The sequence below is a fragment of the Intestinibaculum porci genome, from assembly GCF_003925875.1.
In the GTDB taxonomy this organism is placed as follows: domain Bacteria; phylum Bacillota_I; class Bacilli_A; order Erysipelotrichales; family Coprobacillaceae; genus Intestinibaculum; species Intestinibaculum porci.
Genome location: NZ_AP019309.1, coordinates 187,886 through 205,922 on the forward strand (window position 1 = coordinate 187,886; position 18,037 = coordinate 205,922).

General features: G+C 39.8%; 15 protein-coding genes. 9 read left to right on the forward strand and 6 right to left on the reverse strand.

Annotation, left to right across the window (positions count from 1 at the left end):
- The first annotated feature begins 134 nt into the window (after nucleotides 1–134).
- The 3 genes from SG0102_RS00990 (at nucleotide 135) to SG0102_RS01000 (ending at nucleotide 3,194) form a co-directional block, all read left to right on the forward strand.
- Nucleotides 135–737: a YdcF family protein gene (locus tag SG0102_RS00990; RefSeq protein ID WP_125118219.1), complete on the forward strand. Its 603-nt coding sequence runs from the start codon at nucleotides 135–137 to the stop codon at nucleotides 735–737.
- A 158-nt stretch (nucleotides 738–895) separates the two neighbouring features.
- Nucleotides 896–1,444, forward strand: a complete 549-nt coding sequence (locus tag SG0102_RS00995) for a LemA family protein (RefSeq protein ID WP_125118220.1) — start codon at nucleotides 896–898, stop codon at nucleotides 1,442–1,444.
- Nucleotides 1,445–1,505: 61 nt separating this feature from the next.
- Nucleotides 1,506–3,194: a DUF2207 family protein gene (locus tag SG0102_RS01000; RefSeq protein ID WP_162300168.1), complete on the forward strand. Its 1,689-nt coding sequence runs from the start codon at nucleotides 1,506–1,508 to the stop codon at nucleotides 3,192–3,194.
- On the opposite strand, the gene pdxR is transcribed toward SG0102_RS01000, so the two are convergent.
- Nucleotides 3,191–4,576, reverse strand: coding sequence for a MocR-like pyridoxine biosynthesis transcription factor PdxR (gene pdxR, locus SG0102_RS01005; RefSeq protein WP_125118222.1), 1,386 nt, complete (start codon nucleotides 4,574–4,576; stop codon nucleotides 3,191–3,193). The two genes, SG0102_RS01000 and pdxR, sit on opposite strands and share 4 nt — an antisense overlap.
- Before the next feature lie 98 nt (nucleotides 4,577–4,674).
- Between pdxR and SG0102_RS01010 the strand changes: the two genes are divergently transcribed.
- Nucleotides 4,675–5,526: a pyridoxamine kinase gene (locus SG0102_RS01010; protein ID WP_125118223.1), complete on the forward strand. Its 852-nt coding sequence runs from the start codon at nucleotides 4,675–4,677 to the stop codon at nucleotides 5,524–5,526.
- On the opposite strand, the gene SG0102_RS01015 is transcribed toward SG0102_RS01010, so the two are convergent.
- On the reverse strand, nucleotides 5,486–6,442 hold the full coding sequence (locus SG0102_RS01015) for a hypothetical protein (RefSeq protein WP_125118224.1): 957 nt from the start codon (nucleotides 6,440–6,442) through the stop codon (nucleotides 5,486–5,488). The genes SG0102_RS01010 and SG0102_RS01015 overlap by 41 nt on opposite strands.
- Nucleotides 6,443–6,538: 96 nt before the next feature.
- On the opposite strand from SG0102_RS01015, the gene SG0102_RS01020 reads away from it, so the two are divergent.
- From SG0102_RS01020 to SG0102_RS01030, 3 genes are all read left to right on the forward strand, one after another.
- Nucleotides 6,539–7,186 (forward strand): YggS family pyridoxal phosphate-dependent enzyme, encoded by a 648-nt coding sequence (locus SG0102_RS01020; RefSeq protein WP_125118225.1) that lies wholly within the window; start codon nucleotides 6,539–6,541, stop codon nucleotides 7,184–7,186.
- Between the two features lie 162 nt (nucleotides 7,187–7,348).
- A complete protein-coding gene (locus SG0102_RS01025) occupies nucleotides 7,349–7,543 on the forward strand; it encodes a hypothetical protein (protein WP_125118226.1) in 195 nt (64 codons plus the stop codon).
- 73 nt (nucleotides 7,544–7,616) lie between these two features.
- Entirely contained in the window at nucleotides 7,617–11,846 is a 4,230-nt protein-coding gene (locus tag SG0102_RS01030) for a 2-hydroxyacyl-CoA dehydratase (RefSeq protein WP_125118227.1), read from the forward strand.
- Here the strand turns inward: SG0102_RS01030 and SG0102_RS01035 are convergent, their stop codons facing one another.
- The 3 genes from SG0102_RS01035 to SG0102_RS01045 form a co-directional block, all read right to left on the reverse strand.
- Complete coding sequence (locus tag SG0102_RS01035; RefSeq protein ID WP_125118228.1) at nucleotides 11,847–12,299, reverse strand: hypothetical protein; 453 nt, start codon at nucleotides 12,297–12,299, stop codon at nucleotides 11,847–11,849.
- A gap of 25 nt (nucleotides 12,300–12,324) precedes the next feature.
- Nucleotides 12,325–14,508, reverse strand: coding sequence for a diguanylate cyclase (locus SG0102_RS01040; protein ID WP_125118229.1), 2,184 nt, complete (start codon nucleotides 14,506–14,508; stop codon nucleotides 12,325–12,327).
- 395 nt (nucleotides 14,509–14,903) lie between these two features.
- Entirely contained in the window at nucleotides 14,904–15,095 is a 192-nt protein-coding gene (locus tag SG0102_RS01045) for a hypothetical protein (protein WP_125118230.1), read from the reverse strand.
- 409 nt (nucleotides 15,096–15,504) lie between these two features.
- On the opposite strand from SG0102_RS01045, the gene SG0102_RS01050 reads away from it, so the two are divergent.
- Together SG0102_RS01050 and SG0102_RS01055 are read left to right on the forward strand one after the other, a co-directional pair.
- Complete coding sequence (locus SG0102_RS01050; protein ID WP_125118231.1) at nucleotides 15,505–15,723, forward strand: hypothetical protein; 219 nt, start codon at nucleotides 15,505–15,507, stop codon at nucleotides 15,721–15,723.
- Nucleotides 15,720–16,655, forward strand: a complete 936-nt coding sequence (locus SG0102_RS01055) for a helix-turn-helix domain-containing protein (protein ID WP_125118232.1) — start codon at nucleotides 15,720–15,722, stop codon at nucleotides 16,653–16,655. The genes SG0102_RS01050 and SG0102_RS01055 overlap by 4 nt, the downstream gene beginning before the upstream one ends.
- Before the next feature lie 365 nt (nucleotides 16,656–17,020).
- On the opposite strand, the gene SG0102_RS01060 is transcribed toward SG0102_RS01055, so the two are convergent.
- Complete coding sequence (locus SG0102_RS01060; RefSeq protein WP_125118233.1) at nucleotides 17,021–18,037, reverse strand: IS1595 family transposase; 1,017 nt, start codon at nucleotides 18,035–18,037, stop codon at nucleotides 17,021–17,023.

Sequence of the window (18,037 nt, forward strand, 5' to 3'; positions counted from 1 at the left end):
TTATTGGATTATCCGTTGCCATCGTTGCAATCGCTTTATATTTACATCATCATGAAAAAGGGTTTTATGATTAAATATAGTCTTAACACGCTTATTAATCCGTGATACTATTATGCACAGCAAGGAGGGAGAGCATGTTAAAGAAAATCATTCTGACACCCATTTTAGTCATAATGATTGTTGTGGGCTATATTGGTTTTAATGCCTTTTCAATCTATATGTATGGACAACAGGATCATGCTCAGAAAGCCGATGTCATTATCGTCTTAGGGGCTTCGGTCTCCTATCGACGGGTTTCTCCGGTATATCGAGAACGCATCAATCATGGCATTACCCTTCTTAATGAGCATTATGCCAGCAGGATGATCTTAACGGGCGGCCGGATTGCTGGTCAGCAGTATTCCGATGCGTCTGTCGCCCGTTCTTATGCTTTGTCAAAAGGTGTCTCAAGCGCCGCAATTCTCATTGAAGAGAAATCCACGGAAACCGTGGAAAACTTAAAATACGCGAAAGAGATTATGGACCATTATGGTTATAAAACAGCCATTATTGTCTCCGATCCTTTACATATGAAAAGGGCGATGCTAATGGCGAAAGATGAAGGAATTGACGCCTATTCATCACCAACGCCGACAACGATGTATAAAAGTAAATCATCGCAGGAACAGTTCCTCAAAAAGGAAGTCTTCACGTATATCTATTATAAGTTCTATCGCATATATAAAATCTTTGTCTAACTTCAGGGGTTCCTGAAGTTTTTTTGTCTTATTTTGACTCATTTTAAGTTGCAGTAATCTACATTGTGACAATAATAAATATTTTCTTTATATAAAGATGATTTTCATATAATAAAAAAGTGAAATGTGCTATAGTGGAAGAAAGAGGAGGAATGAAAATGGTTCTTATTATTGTTATTGTGATTGTGGCTTTGCTTGTCATTTATGGAATTGCCACCTTTAATGGCTTAGTGAAGTTGCGTAATAAAGCCCAGGCAGCCTGGGCCCAGGTGGACGTGGTGCTCAAACGTCGTGCTGACCTGATTCCAAATTTAGTGGAAACGGTCAAAGGCTATGCTAGCCACGAATCAAAAACTTTAACGGAAGTGATGAATGCGCGTAATCGTTATACGAAAGCAACGACTGCGGAAGATAAGATTGAGTCGTCCAATATGTTAACGCAAGCGTTAGGACACTTATTTGCGGTCGCGGAAGCGTATCCTGATTTAAAAGCGAACACCAACTTCTTAGAATTACAGAAACAGCTGCAGGAAACGGAAGATAAGATTCAGTATGCCCGTCAGTTCTATAATGATGATGTCACACAGTATAAAAACAAGTGTGAGATGTTCCCATCAAACATTATTGCCGGGATTGGCGGCTTTAAAGCCATGCCATTTTATGAAATTGATGAAGCTTCTAGAGAAGCCCCAAAAGTTTCTTTCTAAGATGAAAAAATTATTTTTAAGCCTGCTGCTTGTCTTGCCATTGCTGATGCCCCAAAGCGTTATGGCAAAAGAAAATGCCATTGCATCAATGGACATCAAATGCACTATTGATGCGCAGGGGACCGGCACCTTTACCGAAACCTGGGATATGAATGTCTCTTCCGGGACGGAAGTGTATAAAACGTTCAATCAAATGGAAGAGAAGAAGTTATCTATTATCTCAGTCAGTGATGGTCATAAGACTTATGAAAATATTGGGGACTGGGACGTCGATGCCTCAAGATCGGAAAAGGCTTATAAATGCGGAATCAATGAAACGGACAGCGGTTATGAATTATGTTTCGGAATAGGGAATTATGGTCATAAAACCTATACCATGAAATATAAGATCACCCACTTAGTTAACAAGTATAAAGATGCTTATGCTATCAATTATGCCTTCATGAGTGATATGTCTATTGATGTTGGCAAAGCGACTGTCTTAATCGCGTCAAAAGCGCAGCGCTTTAGCGCCGCAAAAGATAAGATCTGGGGCTTTGGCTATGATGGCCGCTGCGACTTTATGCAGGATGGTAAAATCTACATGACCACCAATGGCCGTATTCATAAATTACAGCTATTAGCCAAGCTCTCACATGCTTATGGCTCTCCCGATACTAGCTATAGTGATCAAAGCTGGAAAGATGTTTATGATGATGCCATGGAGGGCGCCTCTTTCTCTAAAAAAGAGAATGATAATGTCTCTTATGAAATGGGAGAAGCATCCGATGATGAAAACGACTGGCTCTTCTTTCTCATTTTCGGGGTTATTGTCATTGTGGCCCTCTTAGTGATTATTTATAAGATCATTGAGATGTCAGTGCGTAAAACAAGTAAAGATCATTTCGATGACGGCAGTGTCTTTGATCCGAAAGAAGTGCATCCATTTCGTGATATTCCTACTAAGGATATCAATTACTTCTACTATTTAGCCTATCAGATGGGCATTGCCTTTAAAGATGGCGGGATTATGTCCGCCTATGTTTTAAAGTGGATCAAAGATGAGCAAATTCAGTTAACTGAAAGCAAAGAAGGACTCTTTAAAAAACAGACTTTTAACATTGATTTTCATAAGCCGTTAAATACGGACAATAAAGTAGAAAAAGAACTTTATGAGATGTTTAGAAAAGCGGCTGGAGCCAATCAAATTCTTGAAACGAAAGAATTTGATCGCTACTGCCGTGATCATTATGAGCAGGTCAGAGGCTTTTTTGGAAAAGCCTTAGCGGCCGGCGGTAAGGTCTTAACTGATCAGCATTTACGCATCAAAAGAGATTATAAGAAAGTCTTATGCTTTGATATCGATACGAATCATTCAATTTATCCAACTGCAATCAGAGATGATGTGGAACATATTATGGGGCTGAAAAAGTTCTTGCTTGATCAGCATAATATGGAAGAAAAGAAAGCCATTGAAGTGCATCTCTGGCAGGAATATCTGATGTATGCGAGCATCTTAGGGATTGCTGATGAAGTGGAAAAACAGCTGAAAAATATTCAGCCGCATTTCTATTCACCAGAGAGTGATTACTATGCTTATTTCAGAGCCTGGTACATTATGGACACCTTCATCCCATCGGGCATCACCAGTGCCAACCATGCTTATACGACCGCTAATAGCGGGTCTGCTTTTGCCGGCGGCGGAGGCGGGGCCTCCTTTGGCGGCGGGGGCGGCGGCTTCTCCGGAGGGGGCGGAGGCGGCGTCCGTTAATAAGAGGAACGTGACTGTTCCTCTTTTATGATGTCATACATCATATCAAAAGCACCTGGTAAATCATCTAATGACAAAGAAGAATAGTTAATAATGAAGGTGGGTGTCGGATCTCCGCCATAATCACTTAACGATTTGATTTTGATCTGATGGTTTTTCAGGATCTCTTTAAAATGATTCACGTCGATGGCACAGTCAATCGTTAAAAGGAAATGCAGACCGGCATTTTCTTCAGAAATATGCGAACATGATGATAAAGGATGAGAGGTAAATAAATGGAGTACCTCATTACGTTTACGACGGTAAATTGTCCGCATCCGGTTGATATGCTTTTCAAAATAGCCTTCCTGAATAAAGGAAGCGAGAATCTCCTGTTCAAAGGAAGAGACACTGCAGTTATAGAAAGAAAGTTTTTTCTTGAAAGCTTCGACCAAATGCACCGGTAAAACCATATAGCTGACACGGACCGTAGATGATAAGGTCTTGGTAAATGTATTCATATAGATGACATGATCCGTTGTATCGATCGAAAATAATGAGGGTAATGGTTTGCCCATCATTCGGAATTCACTGTCATAATCATCTTCGATAATATAACGGGAGGTATTAACCCAGGATAAGAGTTCTACGCGGCGATTGATTGGCATGGTAATGCCAGTGGGGAAATGATGACCAGGAGTGACATGTAAGATATCTACAGGAGAATCATAAAGAGCGGACATCTTGACTCCTTCATGATCAATGGGCAAAGGAATGCTGGTGACATGATAGGCTTCATAGACATGGGATAAGGTTGCATAACCTGGCGTTTCTAAGCCATAGAACACATCAAAGCCAAAAAACTGAATTAATAAGCCATAGAGATATTCGGTTCCCGCCCCGATGATGATCTGACTGGGGGAGACGGCCATATCTTTGAAGTCTAACAGATGCAAAGCGATCGCTTCCCGTAAATCCGCAAGACCTTGCGAAGGCATGGGCTCGAGTAACTGTTTTTGTTTATTCGTTAAAACATAGCGGGACACTTTGGCCCATGATGTGAATGGGAAATGATCAGGACTGGTCGCATTAGAGGAAAAGTCGATTTTCATCTTTTCCTTTTTTTCTTCATGGATCAGGGGAATTGTTTGACGTTTTGGCCGATGTAAAATATGGGCAACGTAGTAACCGCTGCGGGGTTTCGAGTAAATATAGCCTTCGGAAAGCAGCTGCATGTAGGCATTTTCCACGGTAATCGTAGAAATGTTTAAATGCTTGGCTAAGGCTCTCTTGGAAGGCAGTTTTTCGTTATCTTTTAAAGTGCCATTGGTGATATCGTTTTTAATGGCTTCATATAACTGATTGGTGAGGGTATCCTCATTGGTAAATGAATAAGTGATCATAGATCCTCCTGACTATATTGAATTTATTAAATCTGGCTATTTATATAAGGTCACGTTACATTATAATAAGGTCATCCTAAGAAAGAAAGAGGAAGCTTATGAAACGTGTATTAACTATTCAGGATATTTCCTGTGTGGGGAAATGTTCTTTAACGATTGCTTTACCAGTCATTTCGGCGATGGGGGTGGAAACGGCGATTTTACCAACCGCTTTATTATCAACGCATACCATGTTTAAAGGATTTACCTTTAAAGATCTCAGTGATCAGATTCATCCCATTATCGATCACTGGCAAAATGAAGGGATCAGTTTTGATGCGATTTATACTGGTTATTTAGGTTCAATTGAAGAAATTGATCTGATGAAAGAACTCTTTAAACGTTTTAAAACCAAAGAGAATTTTATTTTTGTCGATCCCGTGATGGGGGATCATGGGAAACTGTATCCGCATTTTGATGATGCTTATGCGAAAAAGAATAAAGAATTATGTGCCCTAGCCGATTATATTGTCCCGAATTTAACGGAAGCCTGCTTATTAACGGATACTCCTTATCAGGAAGATTATGATCGTCCTTATATTGAAGACTTATTACAGAAGCTTGCAGCGTTAGGGGCGAAAGTCGTGGCGATCACGGGCATCGCTTTTACCAAAGGAAAAACGGGTGTCTATGGTTATGACACCCGCAGCAAACAGTATTTTTCTTATGAAACGCAGCAGATTGAAGCGATGTATCATGGCACCGGGGATTTATTCTCGAGTGTCACGGTCGGCGCGCTCATGCGCGGTCTTAGTGAAGCGAAGGCTTTTAAGTTAGCCTGTGATTATACCGCTTTAACGATCCAGAAGACTTTAGAAAATCCTAGCAAACCATGGTATGGAGTGGATTTTGAAGCGACTCTGCCAAGTCTTATCGCGTCTTTGTCGAAAGATACAGACGGAACATATTAAAGGCATTTTTGATCAGTTTAAAGATGATAATGACCTCAATGAGGATCACCGCACTGACGACGAAGGTATTAATAACGCTGTTGGCTGACCGCTCTCTTACTGGCAACATGAAGTCGGTAAGAAACTTGCTTTGAATAACCGCGATATTTACCGGAATAAAGGTGAGCAAGTTGGTGATAAACGATAAAATCAGATAGCCTTTGGTATAATTTCTTTTCGCGAGATCAAGAAAGTAAGATAAGTAGATAATAGCCACATACGGCTGGATGAAGTAAAAGATGACATCAATCGTCGCATGCGCGCTGGTATTATAAGAGACGACATTGGAAATAAAGAAACCGCCAAAGGCTATAAAGAATAATGTCATAATGCCCATCAGAATCGTCTCATATAAATGATGGGAATAGGTCCGATAGCTGGGAATGGCATACAGCTTTTCTTTATTCCAGGATAGGTCTTCTTCGACTTTGTCTTTACGGATATTGTCACGAACGACGAAGAGCGCAATGACCAAAGAAAAAAGAATGCAGGAAGCCACAAAAGGATGTTCAAAAAGCAGTGATAAGTACTGATGATTGGCAATCTTAGCGAACAAAGTGGGGGCATTGATATAGCCAAAGGCGGCTAAATAAAGATAAGACGAGAGTAATAAAAAGAGATCAAATAAGATCATTAAAGTATATGTAAAAGCATTCTGTAAATCCGGATGGAACTGATGTGTGAGGATCGGCCGATAGCCCATCGTATAGGCTAAGCTTTTTGGATGACCAAAATGTATAAGCATATCTTCAACACTATCATATTCATGTAAATGATCAGCCATTTCCTGGATCAGTTCCTTGCGTACCTGGATTTTCTTTCCAAGGTGGAAGTAGGAACAGACATAAGCCAAATAATTTTTTTGAATCGTCTCCATAAGAAAACCTCCTTGAGAACAATAGTAGCACTTAATTATGGAAAAATCATGGACTTATGGAAATTTATGATTATCATAAAAGATGAGGTGAGAATAATGATTGTAAATGAAGAAGCAGTCAAAAAAGTATTAAATGATGTCAAGCCAGCGACCTTAGTGGCAGCCACGAAATATGTCGATGCGCCGGAATTAGATAAGTTAGAGGCATTAGGGGTGACAATCTTTGGGGAAAACCGCGTTCAGGCCTTTTTGGAGAAGTATGAAAAGTACCATGGAAACGCCCACTGGCATTTTATTGGCACACTGCAGTGTAATAAAGTGAAATACATTATTGATAAGGTCGAACTGATTCATTCGGTCAATTCTTATAAGCTGATTGATGAAATTGAAAAGCAGGCCAAGAAACATGATTTAGTAATGGATGTTTTATTACAGGTCAATATTGCCCAGGAAGAAAGCAAACATGGCTTTGCGGCGCAGGAAATGGATCAGGTGATGGATTACTTAAAAGATAAACCGCATCTCCATCCGCGCGGTTTGATGATGATGGCTCCTCATATTGAACCAGAAGAAACGAGACAGTATTTTAAAGCCACCAAAGACTTATTAACAGCTCTAACGCAGAAGTATCCACAGTATCAGTTAACTGAGTTATCCATGGGAATGACCAATGATTACAAGATCGCCATTGAAGAAGGTTCAACGATGGTGCGTTTAGGCCATGCCTTATTTAAAGAAGCATAGTTTTTTAGACAGATAACATAATGTTGTCTGTCTTTTTTGTCGTTTACATATAAAACATGTCAATATAGACATTATTTTTAAAGTTTCATCATTGACATTATTTGAGATGGTGAGTAAGATACAAATGCTTAGTAATACAAATAAGTAGTATGAGGTGAGATGATGGAAGATCCGGATTATAAAAGACTCGTCGTTAATAAATGTAAATATTTCAATATGCGCGAAGTCTGTGAGAAAGCCGGCATTAATTATTCAACCTATCGCGGGTGGAAAAACAATGGCCGTTCCTTTTCTGATGAAAAGGCCAAAATATTATTTTTAACAATGAAAGAGATTTGCGAGAAGTCGCAAAAGTAAGCAAATAAGCAAATAGATTGATAAATTTCGTATATTCCATTACTATACGGGAAGGTAAGGAGGTTACCAAGCAGTGAAGTACTATTTAGGAATTGACGTCGGTTCAACGACTGTCAAACTGTATCTGACAGATGAGCAGGATAATTGTCTGTACTCAAACTATGTCAGACACTTTTCTGACGTAAGAGCCACAATTTTTACCTTACTTAAAGAGGTAAAAGACCAATTAGGGGACATTGAGATCTATCCTGCCATGACAGGTTCAGGCGGATTATCTTTAGCACAATCATTAAATATTGAATTTATTCAGGAAGTGATCGCCTGTACAAAGACCGTTGAAACATATATTCCAAGAACGGATGTCGTGATCGAATTAGGCGGGGAAGATGCCAAGATCACGTATTTTGACGGTGCCTTAGAACAGCGTATGAACGGAACCTGTGCCGGCGGTACAGGGGCCTTTATCGACCAGATGGCAACGTTATTACAAACCGATGCCAAGGGCTTAAATGAATTAGCCAAACATTATCAGACGATTTATCCGATCGCCTCACGCTGCGGGGTCTTTGCGAAGACCGATGTGCAGCCGCTCATTAACGATGGGGTATCGAAAGAAGATATCGCCGTATCGATTTTCCAGGCGGTTGTCAACCAGACGATTTCTGGCTTAGCTTGCGGGAAACCTATTCGCGGGAATGTGGCCTTCTTAGGCGGACCACTTTATTTCTTGTCCGAATTACGCCAGCGTTTCATTGAAACGTTAAAGCTGACGGATGATGAAATCATCTTCCCTGAAAACTCGCAGTTATTCGTAGCCATGGGGGCTTGTCTGAATGCGAAAGAAAAAGCCACACAGGCTTTTAAAATTTCTGATCTATTAAATGCGTTAGAAGCTTTAAAAGGGAAAACATCAGAAATTACTAATGAAATTGAACCGCTCTTTAAAAATGATGAAGAGTTAAAAGCATTCCGCGAAAGACATCTTTCTCATATTACGAAGAAACATTCTTTAGCGAAATATAAAGGGAAAGTTTATGTTGGGATCGATGTTGGTTCCACGACATCGAAAGTGATTTTAACCGATGATCAGGGAGCGATCTTATGGTCATTCTATTCATCTAATGAAGGGAATCCTTTAAAACTGATCATTAAGATTATGGGCGATGTTTATGAAATGCTGCCAGAAGGGGCATATATTGCGAAAGCGGGGGTTACTGGTTATGGTGAAGCCTTAATTCGTAATGCCATTAAAGTAGACTATGGGGAAGTGGAAACGATTGCCCACTACACCGCTGCCAAAGCTTATGATCCAGATGTTGATTTCATCTTAGATATCGGCGGTCAGGATATGAAGGCAATCACGATTCGTGATAATGTCATTCAGAATATTTCCTTAAACGAAGCCTGTTCAGCGGGCTGCGGTTCATTCTTAGAGACCTTTGCGAAATCATTAGGTTATACGATTGAAGAATTTGCGGCTTTAGCCTTAAAGTCACGTCATCCGATGGACTTAGGCTCACGCTGTACGGTTTTCATGAACTCTAAAGTGAAACAGGCCCAGAAGGAAGGGGCTACTGTTGAAGATATTTCAGCCGGGCTCTCTTATTCCGTTATTAAAAATGCCTTATACAAGGTTATCAAATTACGTTCTAAAGAAGATATTGGTAAGCATGTCGTCGTTCAGGGCGGGACGTTCTATAATGAAGCCGTCTTAAGAGCCTTTGAAAAGGAAACCGGCATTGAAGTGACCAGACCAGATATCGCCGGGTTAATGGGCGCTTATGGGATGGCGCGTATCGCTATTGAAAATGATGATGGCGAGCCAACAACCTTGCTTACAAAAGATGAATTAGAACAGTTAACTTATACCACATCGATGCGTAACTGCGGGTTATGTACGAATAACTGTATGTTAACAGTAACGCAGTTTAATGATGATCGTCAGTTTATTTCCGGTAACCGCTGTGAACGCGGGGCTGGTTTACCATTATCATCAAAGAAGTATCCAAACTTATATGATTATAAATACAAACGTATTTTTGGTTATAAGTCTTTATTACCAAAAGAAGCGCCACGCGGCAGCGTTGGTATTCCTCGTGTTCTTAACATGTATGAGAACTATCCATTCTGGCATACTTTCTTCACAAACTTAGGCTTCAGAGTGGTCTTAAGTGCCCGTTCAAGCAAGCAGTTATATGAAAAAGGGATTGAATCAATTCCAAGTGAAAACGTATGTTATCCAGCAAAGTTAGCACATGGTCATATTGAAAACTTAATTGCCCGTCATATTTCATTTATTTTCTATCCTTCTGTTGTTTATGAAAGACAGGAATATCAGGATGCCGGAAACCATTATAACTGTCCGATTGTCGGCTCTTATCCGGAAACCATTAAAAACAATGTGGATAACTTAGAATTGAATCATATCAATTACAAGAATCCATTTATTTCGTTAAATAATCCAAAAACTTTATTTAAGACTTTAAAAGAATCATTAGCGGAATTTCATATCTCTGATCAGGAATTACATACCGCTATTGATAAAGCCTATGATGAATTAGCGAGAGCCAAACGTGATGTCCAGGAAAAAGGAAAAGAAGCCTTAGAATGGATGCATGCGAACCATAAACATGGGATCGTTTTAGCCGGACGTCCCTATCATGTCGACCCAGAAATCAACCATGGGATTGCGGATCTGATCTGTTCGGAAGGATTTGCGGTCTTAACGGAGGATTCTGTCTGCAACCTCAACAAAGAAGAAACCGAATTCCGCGTTGTCGATCAGTGGACTTACCATTCTCGTTTATACCGGGCGGCGGAATTTGTCTCTACCCAGAAAGACTTAGAACTCGTACAGCTGACCTCATTTGGCTGCGGCTTAGACGCCGTAACGAGCGATCAGGTACAGGAATTATTACAGGCCAGAGGGAAGATCTTTACATTAATCAAGATTGATGAAACCTCAAACTTAGGGCCTATTCGTATCCGTATCCGTTCCTTAAAAGCAACGGTGCGTAAACGCATGGATGATATTGATTTATCAAAACACTATGAGTTAAAGAAAGTGCCATTCACCAAAGAGATGAAAGACAAAGGCTGGACGATTCTCTGTCCACAGATGTCACCCATTCATTTCCAGTTCGTCGAAACAGCACTGCGTTCTGAAGGGTATAACTTTGAAGTACTTCCTTCGGTTGATAAAGGGGCTACTGATGCTGGCTTAAAATATGTCAATAACGATGCCTGCTATCCAAGTATCCTGGTTACCGGGCAGTTAATGGAAGCTTTACAGTCAGGTAAATACGATGTTCATAAAACCGCTGTTATTATTTCACAGACTGGCGGGGGCTGTCGTGCTACCAACTATATTGCCTTTATCCGTAAAGCCTTAAAAGATGCGCACTTAGATTTCGTTCCAGTCATTTCCGCAAACTTAGCTGGTTTAGAATCTAACCCAGGCTTTAAGATTACTTATAACGTGGCGAAAAAAGCCACGATGGCAGCAATGTATGGGGATTTATTCATGCGTGTGCTTTACCGGGTACGTCCATATGAAGCGATCAAAGGTTCAACCAATGAACTCTATCAGTCGTGGATTGATAAGTGTCAGGAAAACGTCAAAGATGGCAATATGAAAGAATTTAAGAAGAACGTTTACCAGATCGTTAAAGAATTTGATGAACTGCCTTGTTTAGATATTAAAAAACCACGTGTTGGTTTAGTTGGAGAAATCTTAGTTAAATTCCATCCAACAGCGAATAATGAAATTGTGAAAACAATTGAAGCCGAAGGGGCGGAAGCTGTGATGCCAGACTTGATCGACTTCTTCCAGTATTCATTCTATAATGCGAAGTTCAAACATGAACATTTCGATACGACATGGAAGAATGAAAAGTTATGTAACTTAGCCATCAAGTTAGTTGATTTCTTAAGAAAAGATATGATCAAAGCGCTCAAAGCATCCAAACGTTTTGAAGCACCAACGCCAATTGAAGACTTAGCGAAAGCTGCTTCAGAAGTTGTTTCTTTAGGAAACATGACAGGTGAAGGCTGGTTCTTAACTGCCGAAATGATCGAATTAATTAATGAAGGGGCTGGTAATATTGTCTGCATGCAGCCATTTGGCTGTCTGCCTAACCACGTGACTGGGAAAGGGGTTATTAAAGCCTTACGTAAGAAATATCCACAATCGAATATTGTGGCCATCGATTACGATCCAGGGGCTTCCGAAACGAACCAGTTAAACCGTATTAAACTGATGTTATCAACCGCATTCAAGAACTTAGAAAAAGCAGATTCCTAATTAGGAACCTGCTTTTTTCATCTGCTTTTTAAAGTTTTGGATGTCTTGTCTGGTCATAATGCCGCGATCGATGAGAAGATGCGCATTGCGATAGCGTTCTTCCTCTTCCAGATCCTCATTTAACATATCCTGGGCAGCCATGGCACAGTCACTGATATGGCAGCGGGAGATCAGCTGTACTTTTTCCTGAACATCAGTGACCATCCGAATATCCTGCCGCAGTAAGTCTAATTCCGCAGCTGTATTCGTATGAATTTTAGGCGCTTTCGTAACACCGTTAATACGAGATAAACCGTTACTGGCGCGATCTCCTAAGATATAGCTGAAAAGCAGGAAGATCCCGGCGATAATAAGAATGACGCCGATCATATCCATCCAGAAGGCTGAGGCAAAGGCAATCAGGAGAAAGCCGGCAACCATTAAAGACAACGTAAGCGTAATAATTGTTTTCATAAGCATCCTTTCGCTTACTATTATATCACAGTTTTTCATCCATCAACTGATGATGACGTTTTTTGCTTTCATACATGAAGCTATCCGCATTATCAATGAGATGTTTAATTTCGCCTGGTGTTGCATTGTGATCAAAGACACTCATCCCATAGGCGATCGATACCGTAAATGGATAATCATGTTCTAAGGCAAAGTTTTCACTTTGCGTGACAATCCGATCATCAACGGTTTTAATAAAAGCGGGATACCGTGTCTTAATAATGACCATGAATTCATCACCGCCAATGCGTCCGACTAAGTCGCGCGGGAAGGCATTGGTAAGTATGGAGGCAGCGCCGATAATGGCCTGGTCACCCGCTTCGTGGCCATACTGATCATTGATCTTTTTGAGACGATCTAAATCCGCAAATAAAATATAGGCAAATTCATCAAAGCGCAGCGTCGCAATCGTTTCATCGAGTTTTTCTAAGATGCCGCGGCGATTGAAGACGCCCGTTAATTCATCGGTGATCGACTGAATGTTGAGCTTCTCTAAGATACCAGTAATATAGAACGCGGTGCCAAACTGCGATAGTAAGAACTCAATATCAGAGAGTTTCTCATACGGATAATCGGTCAATAAAATGCCATACTGTTCTTCATTGAACGAAATCGTTGAGACAGTTTTATAATTGCCAGGGAAATGATTTAATAAATCATCGAGGCTATAAAAGGTATTGAGCGTTTTCTCCGGTTTGCCATCTTTGATATGAGCTTTCAAAAAAGCCATTGATGGCGGAATAAAGTCATCTTCACGATTGAAGTAAATCTTTTCTGGGAAGACCAGCAGCATCGCATTTTTGACGTTCATGATCGTTAATGATTCGGCAATCAGATCATAAATGCTTTGGCCCTGATTGACGCCCATGGTAATGCGGGAACTGATGTTGAGTGATAATTTATCTTCATCATAGTCTGTGCTGTTTTGCGCGGCCATGGCACTATAAGATAAAATGATATGATTGAATAAATCATTCTGTAATGCTGTAAGTAATGGGATTTGATCTGGCTCATACTGGAGGCGCGCTTTAAAGAGAGCGACCAAAATGGCGTTGAAGCGATCGATGTCAATAAACTTCATGTTCGTAAAAGTGATAATGTGTCCTAACTGGACAAATAAGAATTGATGGAAGCTTTCTGGCATCTCCTGGATACTGATAACTTTTCTAAAGAAAGTTGTCACTTCTTCTTTGAGCACATTATCAAAAACGATCTTATCGTCAAAAAGGAAAATCGTTAAAACGTGTGCGATCTCATCCGCATCACAGTGATTGCGGTAAGCCTGATTGAGGTATTCAGATAGCGTATCATCCATCGCAAAGTGGGCGCCTAGCGAGCTGCGCGAGACAAATGTCGTCGGCACCGATGAGTGAAAAATATCGGTATGCGGCGCGAGTGCTTCCAAACCAGCAAGATAAGCTAATAGAGCACTGTCACCGTGAACGCTCGCTAGTGGTGGGTTAGTATAAGCAGAGTGGGAATCATCATCAAAACTGCCAACTAAAATATCCTTGCCAATATTTTTCTTGAGATCATGAAGAATATCATAAACGCAGTAAGCAAGGCGATCAGTAACGGTAAAGATGCCATCGATTTCTGGATGGGCCTTAAGGAATGGCTCAATAATATCACGATTATAGCTGGTATAGTTAGCGCAGTGGCAGACTAATGAGAAATCCAGGGATATCTGATGATAGGATAAAGCCATTTTATAAGCTTCAAAGCGCGCTTTCGTGCCTTGACGATCAGCCGGTCCGCCGATAAAGGCAATATGCCGACAGCCCTTGCTAATCATAAAACTGATTTCATCGATTACGCCTTTCCCGGCATCATACATTACTGAACTGTAATGTTCATTGTAATAGTTGAGGGTGATTAGGGGAATATCATAACGCGCTAAAAACTGTTCAGTCGTCATATGAGAACCAAGAATAATATTAGAAACCGGTACTAACAGCTGATCAATGCCGGCGATATTAGCATAATCATAAGCCATATTATTTTTGTTTAGAAAATCCTCAAAGTGCGTGCGTCGCTGGGCGCCTGTCCCGGTAAAGACCACTAACTCCGCATCGCTTTCATCAGCGGCTGCCTGGGCACCACGAATGAGCTCTAAATTATATTCATCGGTTGTCTCAATGAGGATTCCTAATCGTTTCTTCTCATGCATTTCAAAAACTCCTTTTGATAGTAACCGCTTACATATCAATATACAAAGAAAACCCTTTACTTTTTTCTATCCTTATTCCATGATACGCGGATTCAGCAAGAAAAACAAGCTGAATACGCCAATAAATATTGCCCTGAAATGCAAACTTAACTTACAGCCTGTAGTGAGTGATTTGGAAGTAAGTCTTTCACTTCTGAAGGGAGTAAAATGTATGGAAGTAAGTCCTTCACTTAACAATTATCTAAAAGATGTTAAAATGTAATGAAGATCATCAAAAGGAAGCGAAAAAAAATGATGAGTGTAAGCTCTGGTAAAGTATCACTCATCATGTTCCAAAGAACATGTTAAATATATATCTAAATCAGTCTGCCTGCAACTACTTTCAGACAAAATATTCAATAGTTTGCAATTTTAAATCGATCATCGCTAGATGCGAGCATAAACAGTCTGTCAGCCACCTTACCAGCAGCGAGCTGGAATCTCTTATTAGCCATGAAATCCAGAAACTGTATGACACAATTGTGGATTCTGTTGACTTCAATCAGCTGTTTAACGGACATGGTCATGATTGGATCAGAAATGGCCATAAGAAAAGAATCATATCATGCTATGAATACAGCTTTCATATTAACATCCAGAGAATATACTCCAAAGAGCTTAATGAGTCTCATATGGTCTATATATCCCTTTTACTGCCCTTTATTCGCTTATCTACCGAAGCTGTTATTGATACCCTTAAACAGGACGGCCAGCTCCCTGCAGCCTTAAAAACGCTGCCGAGCTTATTTAATAATCTTTTTAACACCATAAAGCAAAGCAGCTCTACTATGATCCCTCTTGCACTGATTAAAAGTCTCTATAAGATCCTTGTTAGTCGTAAAAAAAGACAGTTCAAGGTCTTTTTTTCTGTTTTATATATGTACCAACACGCCTATGATCATTCCGTTCTCAAAAATAGTCTATTATGTCTTAAAGAAAGGAAAAGGTGGTGTAAGTATGAACAAATCAAATAAGACATCCTTGCATTCAGAGGCTTATATGGCTGACTACAGGCAGATAATGGACTGTATTCACTCCCTGGAGGCTAAGGTCAAAGAGCTAGACACTGATGTATCTAAGCTTGTAGAAAATGAGTCTGAAGAGAATCTGCCTCATTATGAGTTTACAACCATTTATGACTTTATTGATGATCCTAAAGAAGGCGATGTCCATTGACCAAAAAGAATAAACATATGTCACTAAGCGATCGTATTGTGATCGAATCAGGCATTAGAGAAGGCTGTTCCAAGGCTGAAATAGCCAAAAGAATCGGCAAGAGTCCATCAACCGTCGGAAAGGAAATCAAGCGTAACCTTCACATTACTCATAGATTCACTCTTCCAAGGGAATGTGCAGCTTATAAACACTGTAAACGCGGACGCACCTGTGAAAATGACTGCCCTGATTTCGTTCAGTATATATGCTTAAGAAGGGACAGATCACCTGGTGCCTGCAATGGCTGCTCTAAGTATTCTCACTGCAGATTTACCAAGTATACATATACGGCTAAAGCAGCAGAAAGCAATTACCGTGTAAACATGAGAGTCCCCAGAGAAGGCGTTAACATGAAGTATTCAGAGGCTCATCGTATGGCTAAGATTATCGGACCTCAGCTTAAGCGGGGAATGTCCCCTTATGCCATTGTCACTAACAATCCTCAGCTTGGCATTTCCGAAAAAACTCTTTACAACTACATTGAAGAAGGAGTGTTTGAGGAAGACGGAATCGACTGCACTTGCCTAAGACGACAAACCGGCAGAAAAATGACCAAGAAACGTAAGCAAATGTACAAAAAGAGAAAAGATAGATCTTATCTTAAAGGCCGTACATGGGATGTGTTTCAGGAGGCCTTGAAGGAGAACCCTGACGCTTCAATCCTTGAGATGGATACAGTTTATTCAAACGAAACGAATGGACCGTTCATGCAGACGTTCAAGTTTATTGATTTTGGACTCCTGATGGAGGTATATCACGATACAAAGACCGCTCAAGCTATGGTTGACGGCCTTAACTATTTGGAAGGTATCATTGGAAGAGATCTATTTAGCAAGTATGTGACCTTTATAGTTACTGATTATCACACAAAAATATTTAACCCGAAGATTTAAAAAAGCGATGAATTTATCAACACTTTCATAAATTTCTTCGGGTTAATCAATTTTTCCTGTATACTGAAATTAAAGAAGGGAGCATACAAACAGGAGATAATATGAAGTGACCTCCCTAAGAGTTGTCAAACTGTGAATTTATACTCATAATAAATAGTAGCAAAAAATAAAAGAGTTATCACAGGATAACAACAGGAGGTCACCATGAAAAGTATAGTTTATATTGGAGCAGATGTCCATAAGGATACCTATAGTTTATGTGCTGTAGACGTGTTGTTAACAATTTAGTGACTTGGTATGATTTTTAGTTGATAGCGCACAATTTAATATCTCTCTACGAGTCATAAATTCCATTAACTTTATTTTTACAGATCAAATATACTATTGCTAAACTTAAATATACTTTCTTTACTGAGTTGGCGAATGTAGAAATATTGCTGATGCTGTCTCAGCATCCCTAAAAGCTTTGTAACTTTCTCGCTGATATTGAGTTTTCTGAAATTATATTGGATCATAAATAACGAGTTATATCTATTTATATACTTTGTAGATATATTTCTATAATAGATGATTTCTGATTCAATAAATGAATGAAGTCCATTTACAGTATTCAAATGATCAGTTTTTGTATACTCATCGAGTTTTAGATGCTTTACGCCGCAATTTCGTTTTTTCAGACTCCAGTCATAAATATTGATACCATCTATAAAGCAGTAGCTTTCTTTATCAATATGCTGACAAAATTCATAGCCATTCACGTCAGTAGGTCGACCGGTATTATAGGTGTGAATAAATGTATTTCCGCCTCGGGAAACTACGGTCATAATACATACTAGAATATCAGTTATGCCTGGTTTCGGTGCTATTGATCCATGTTTTCGAGGATCAACGCCTTCCAGCTTGGTCCCTTTATGACTCGCCAGGATGTACTTCTCATCTATTTCAGCTACATCACCTACAGAATCATTAGCTAGGATCATTTCAATGAAATGAAGTAGCTTATGACGCATTCTAAATACAGTTACATAATGCACACCGATTTTGAATGCAGTTTCGCGTAAAGCTAAACCGTTGAGTGTATCTTTAAGAACAATTTTCCACTTTGAAAGGCTCTGATGTGAATAGAAAGTTAATTGACCGGTATCCGCTACAAAGCGTTTATTACAGCTTTTACATCTATACATTTGCTTGCCACTTTTTGTGTGTCCTGCTTTGATCATTTTAGGATGTTTTTCAGGACATTTTGGGCAATGCTCTATGATAGGTGTAGACGCAGTTTCATTAGCTTCAATATACTCCTCAACCATATCAAGAATCTGTTCAATTTGAAATTGATCTAGTTTAATATTAGATAAGTTAGCAGCAATGTTTTGAATTTCCAT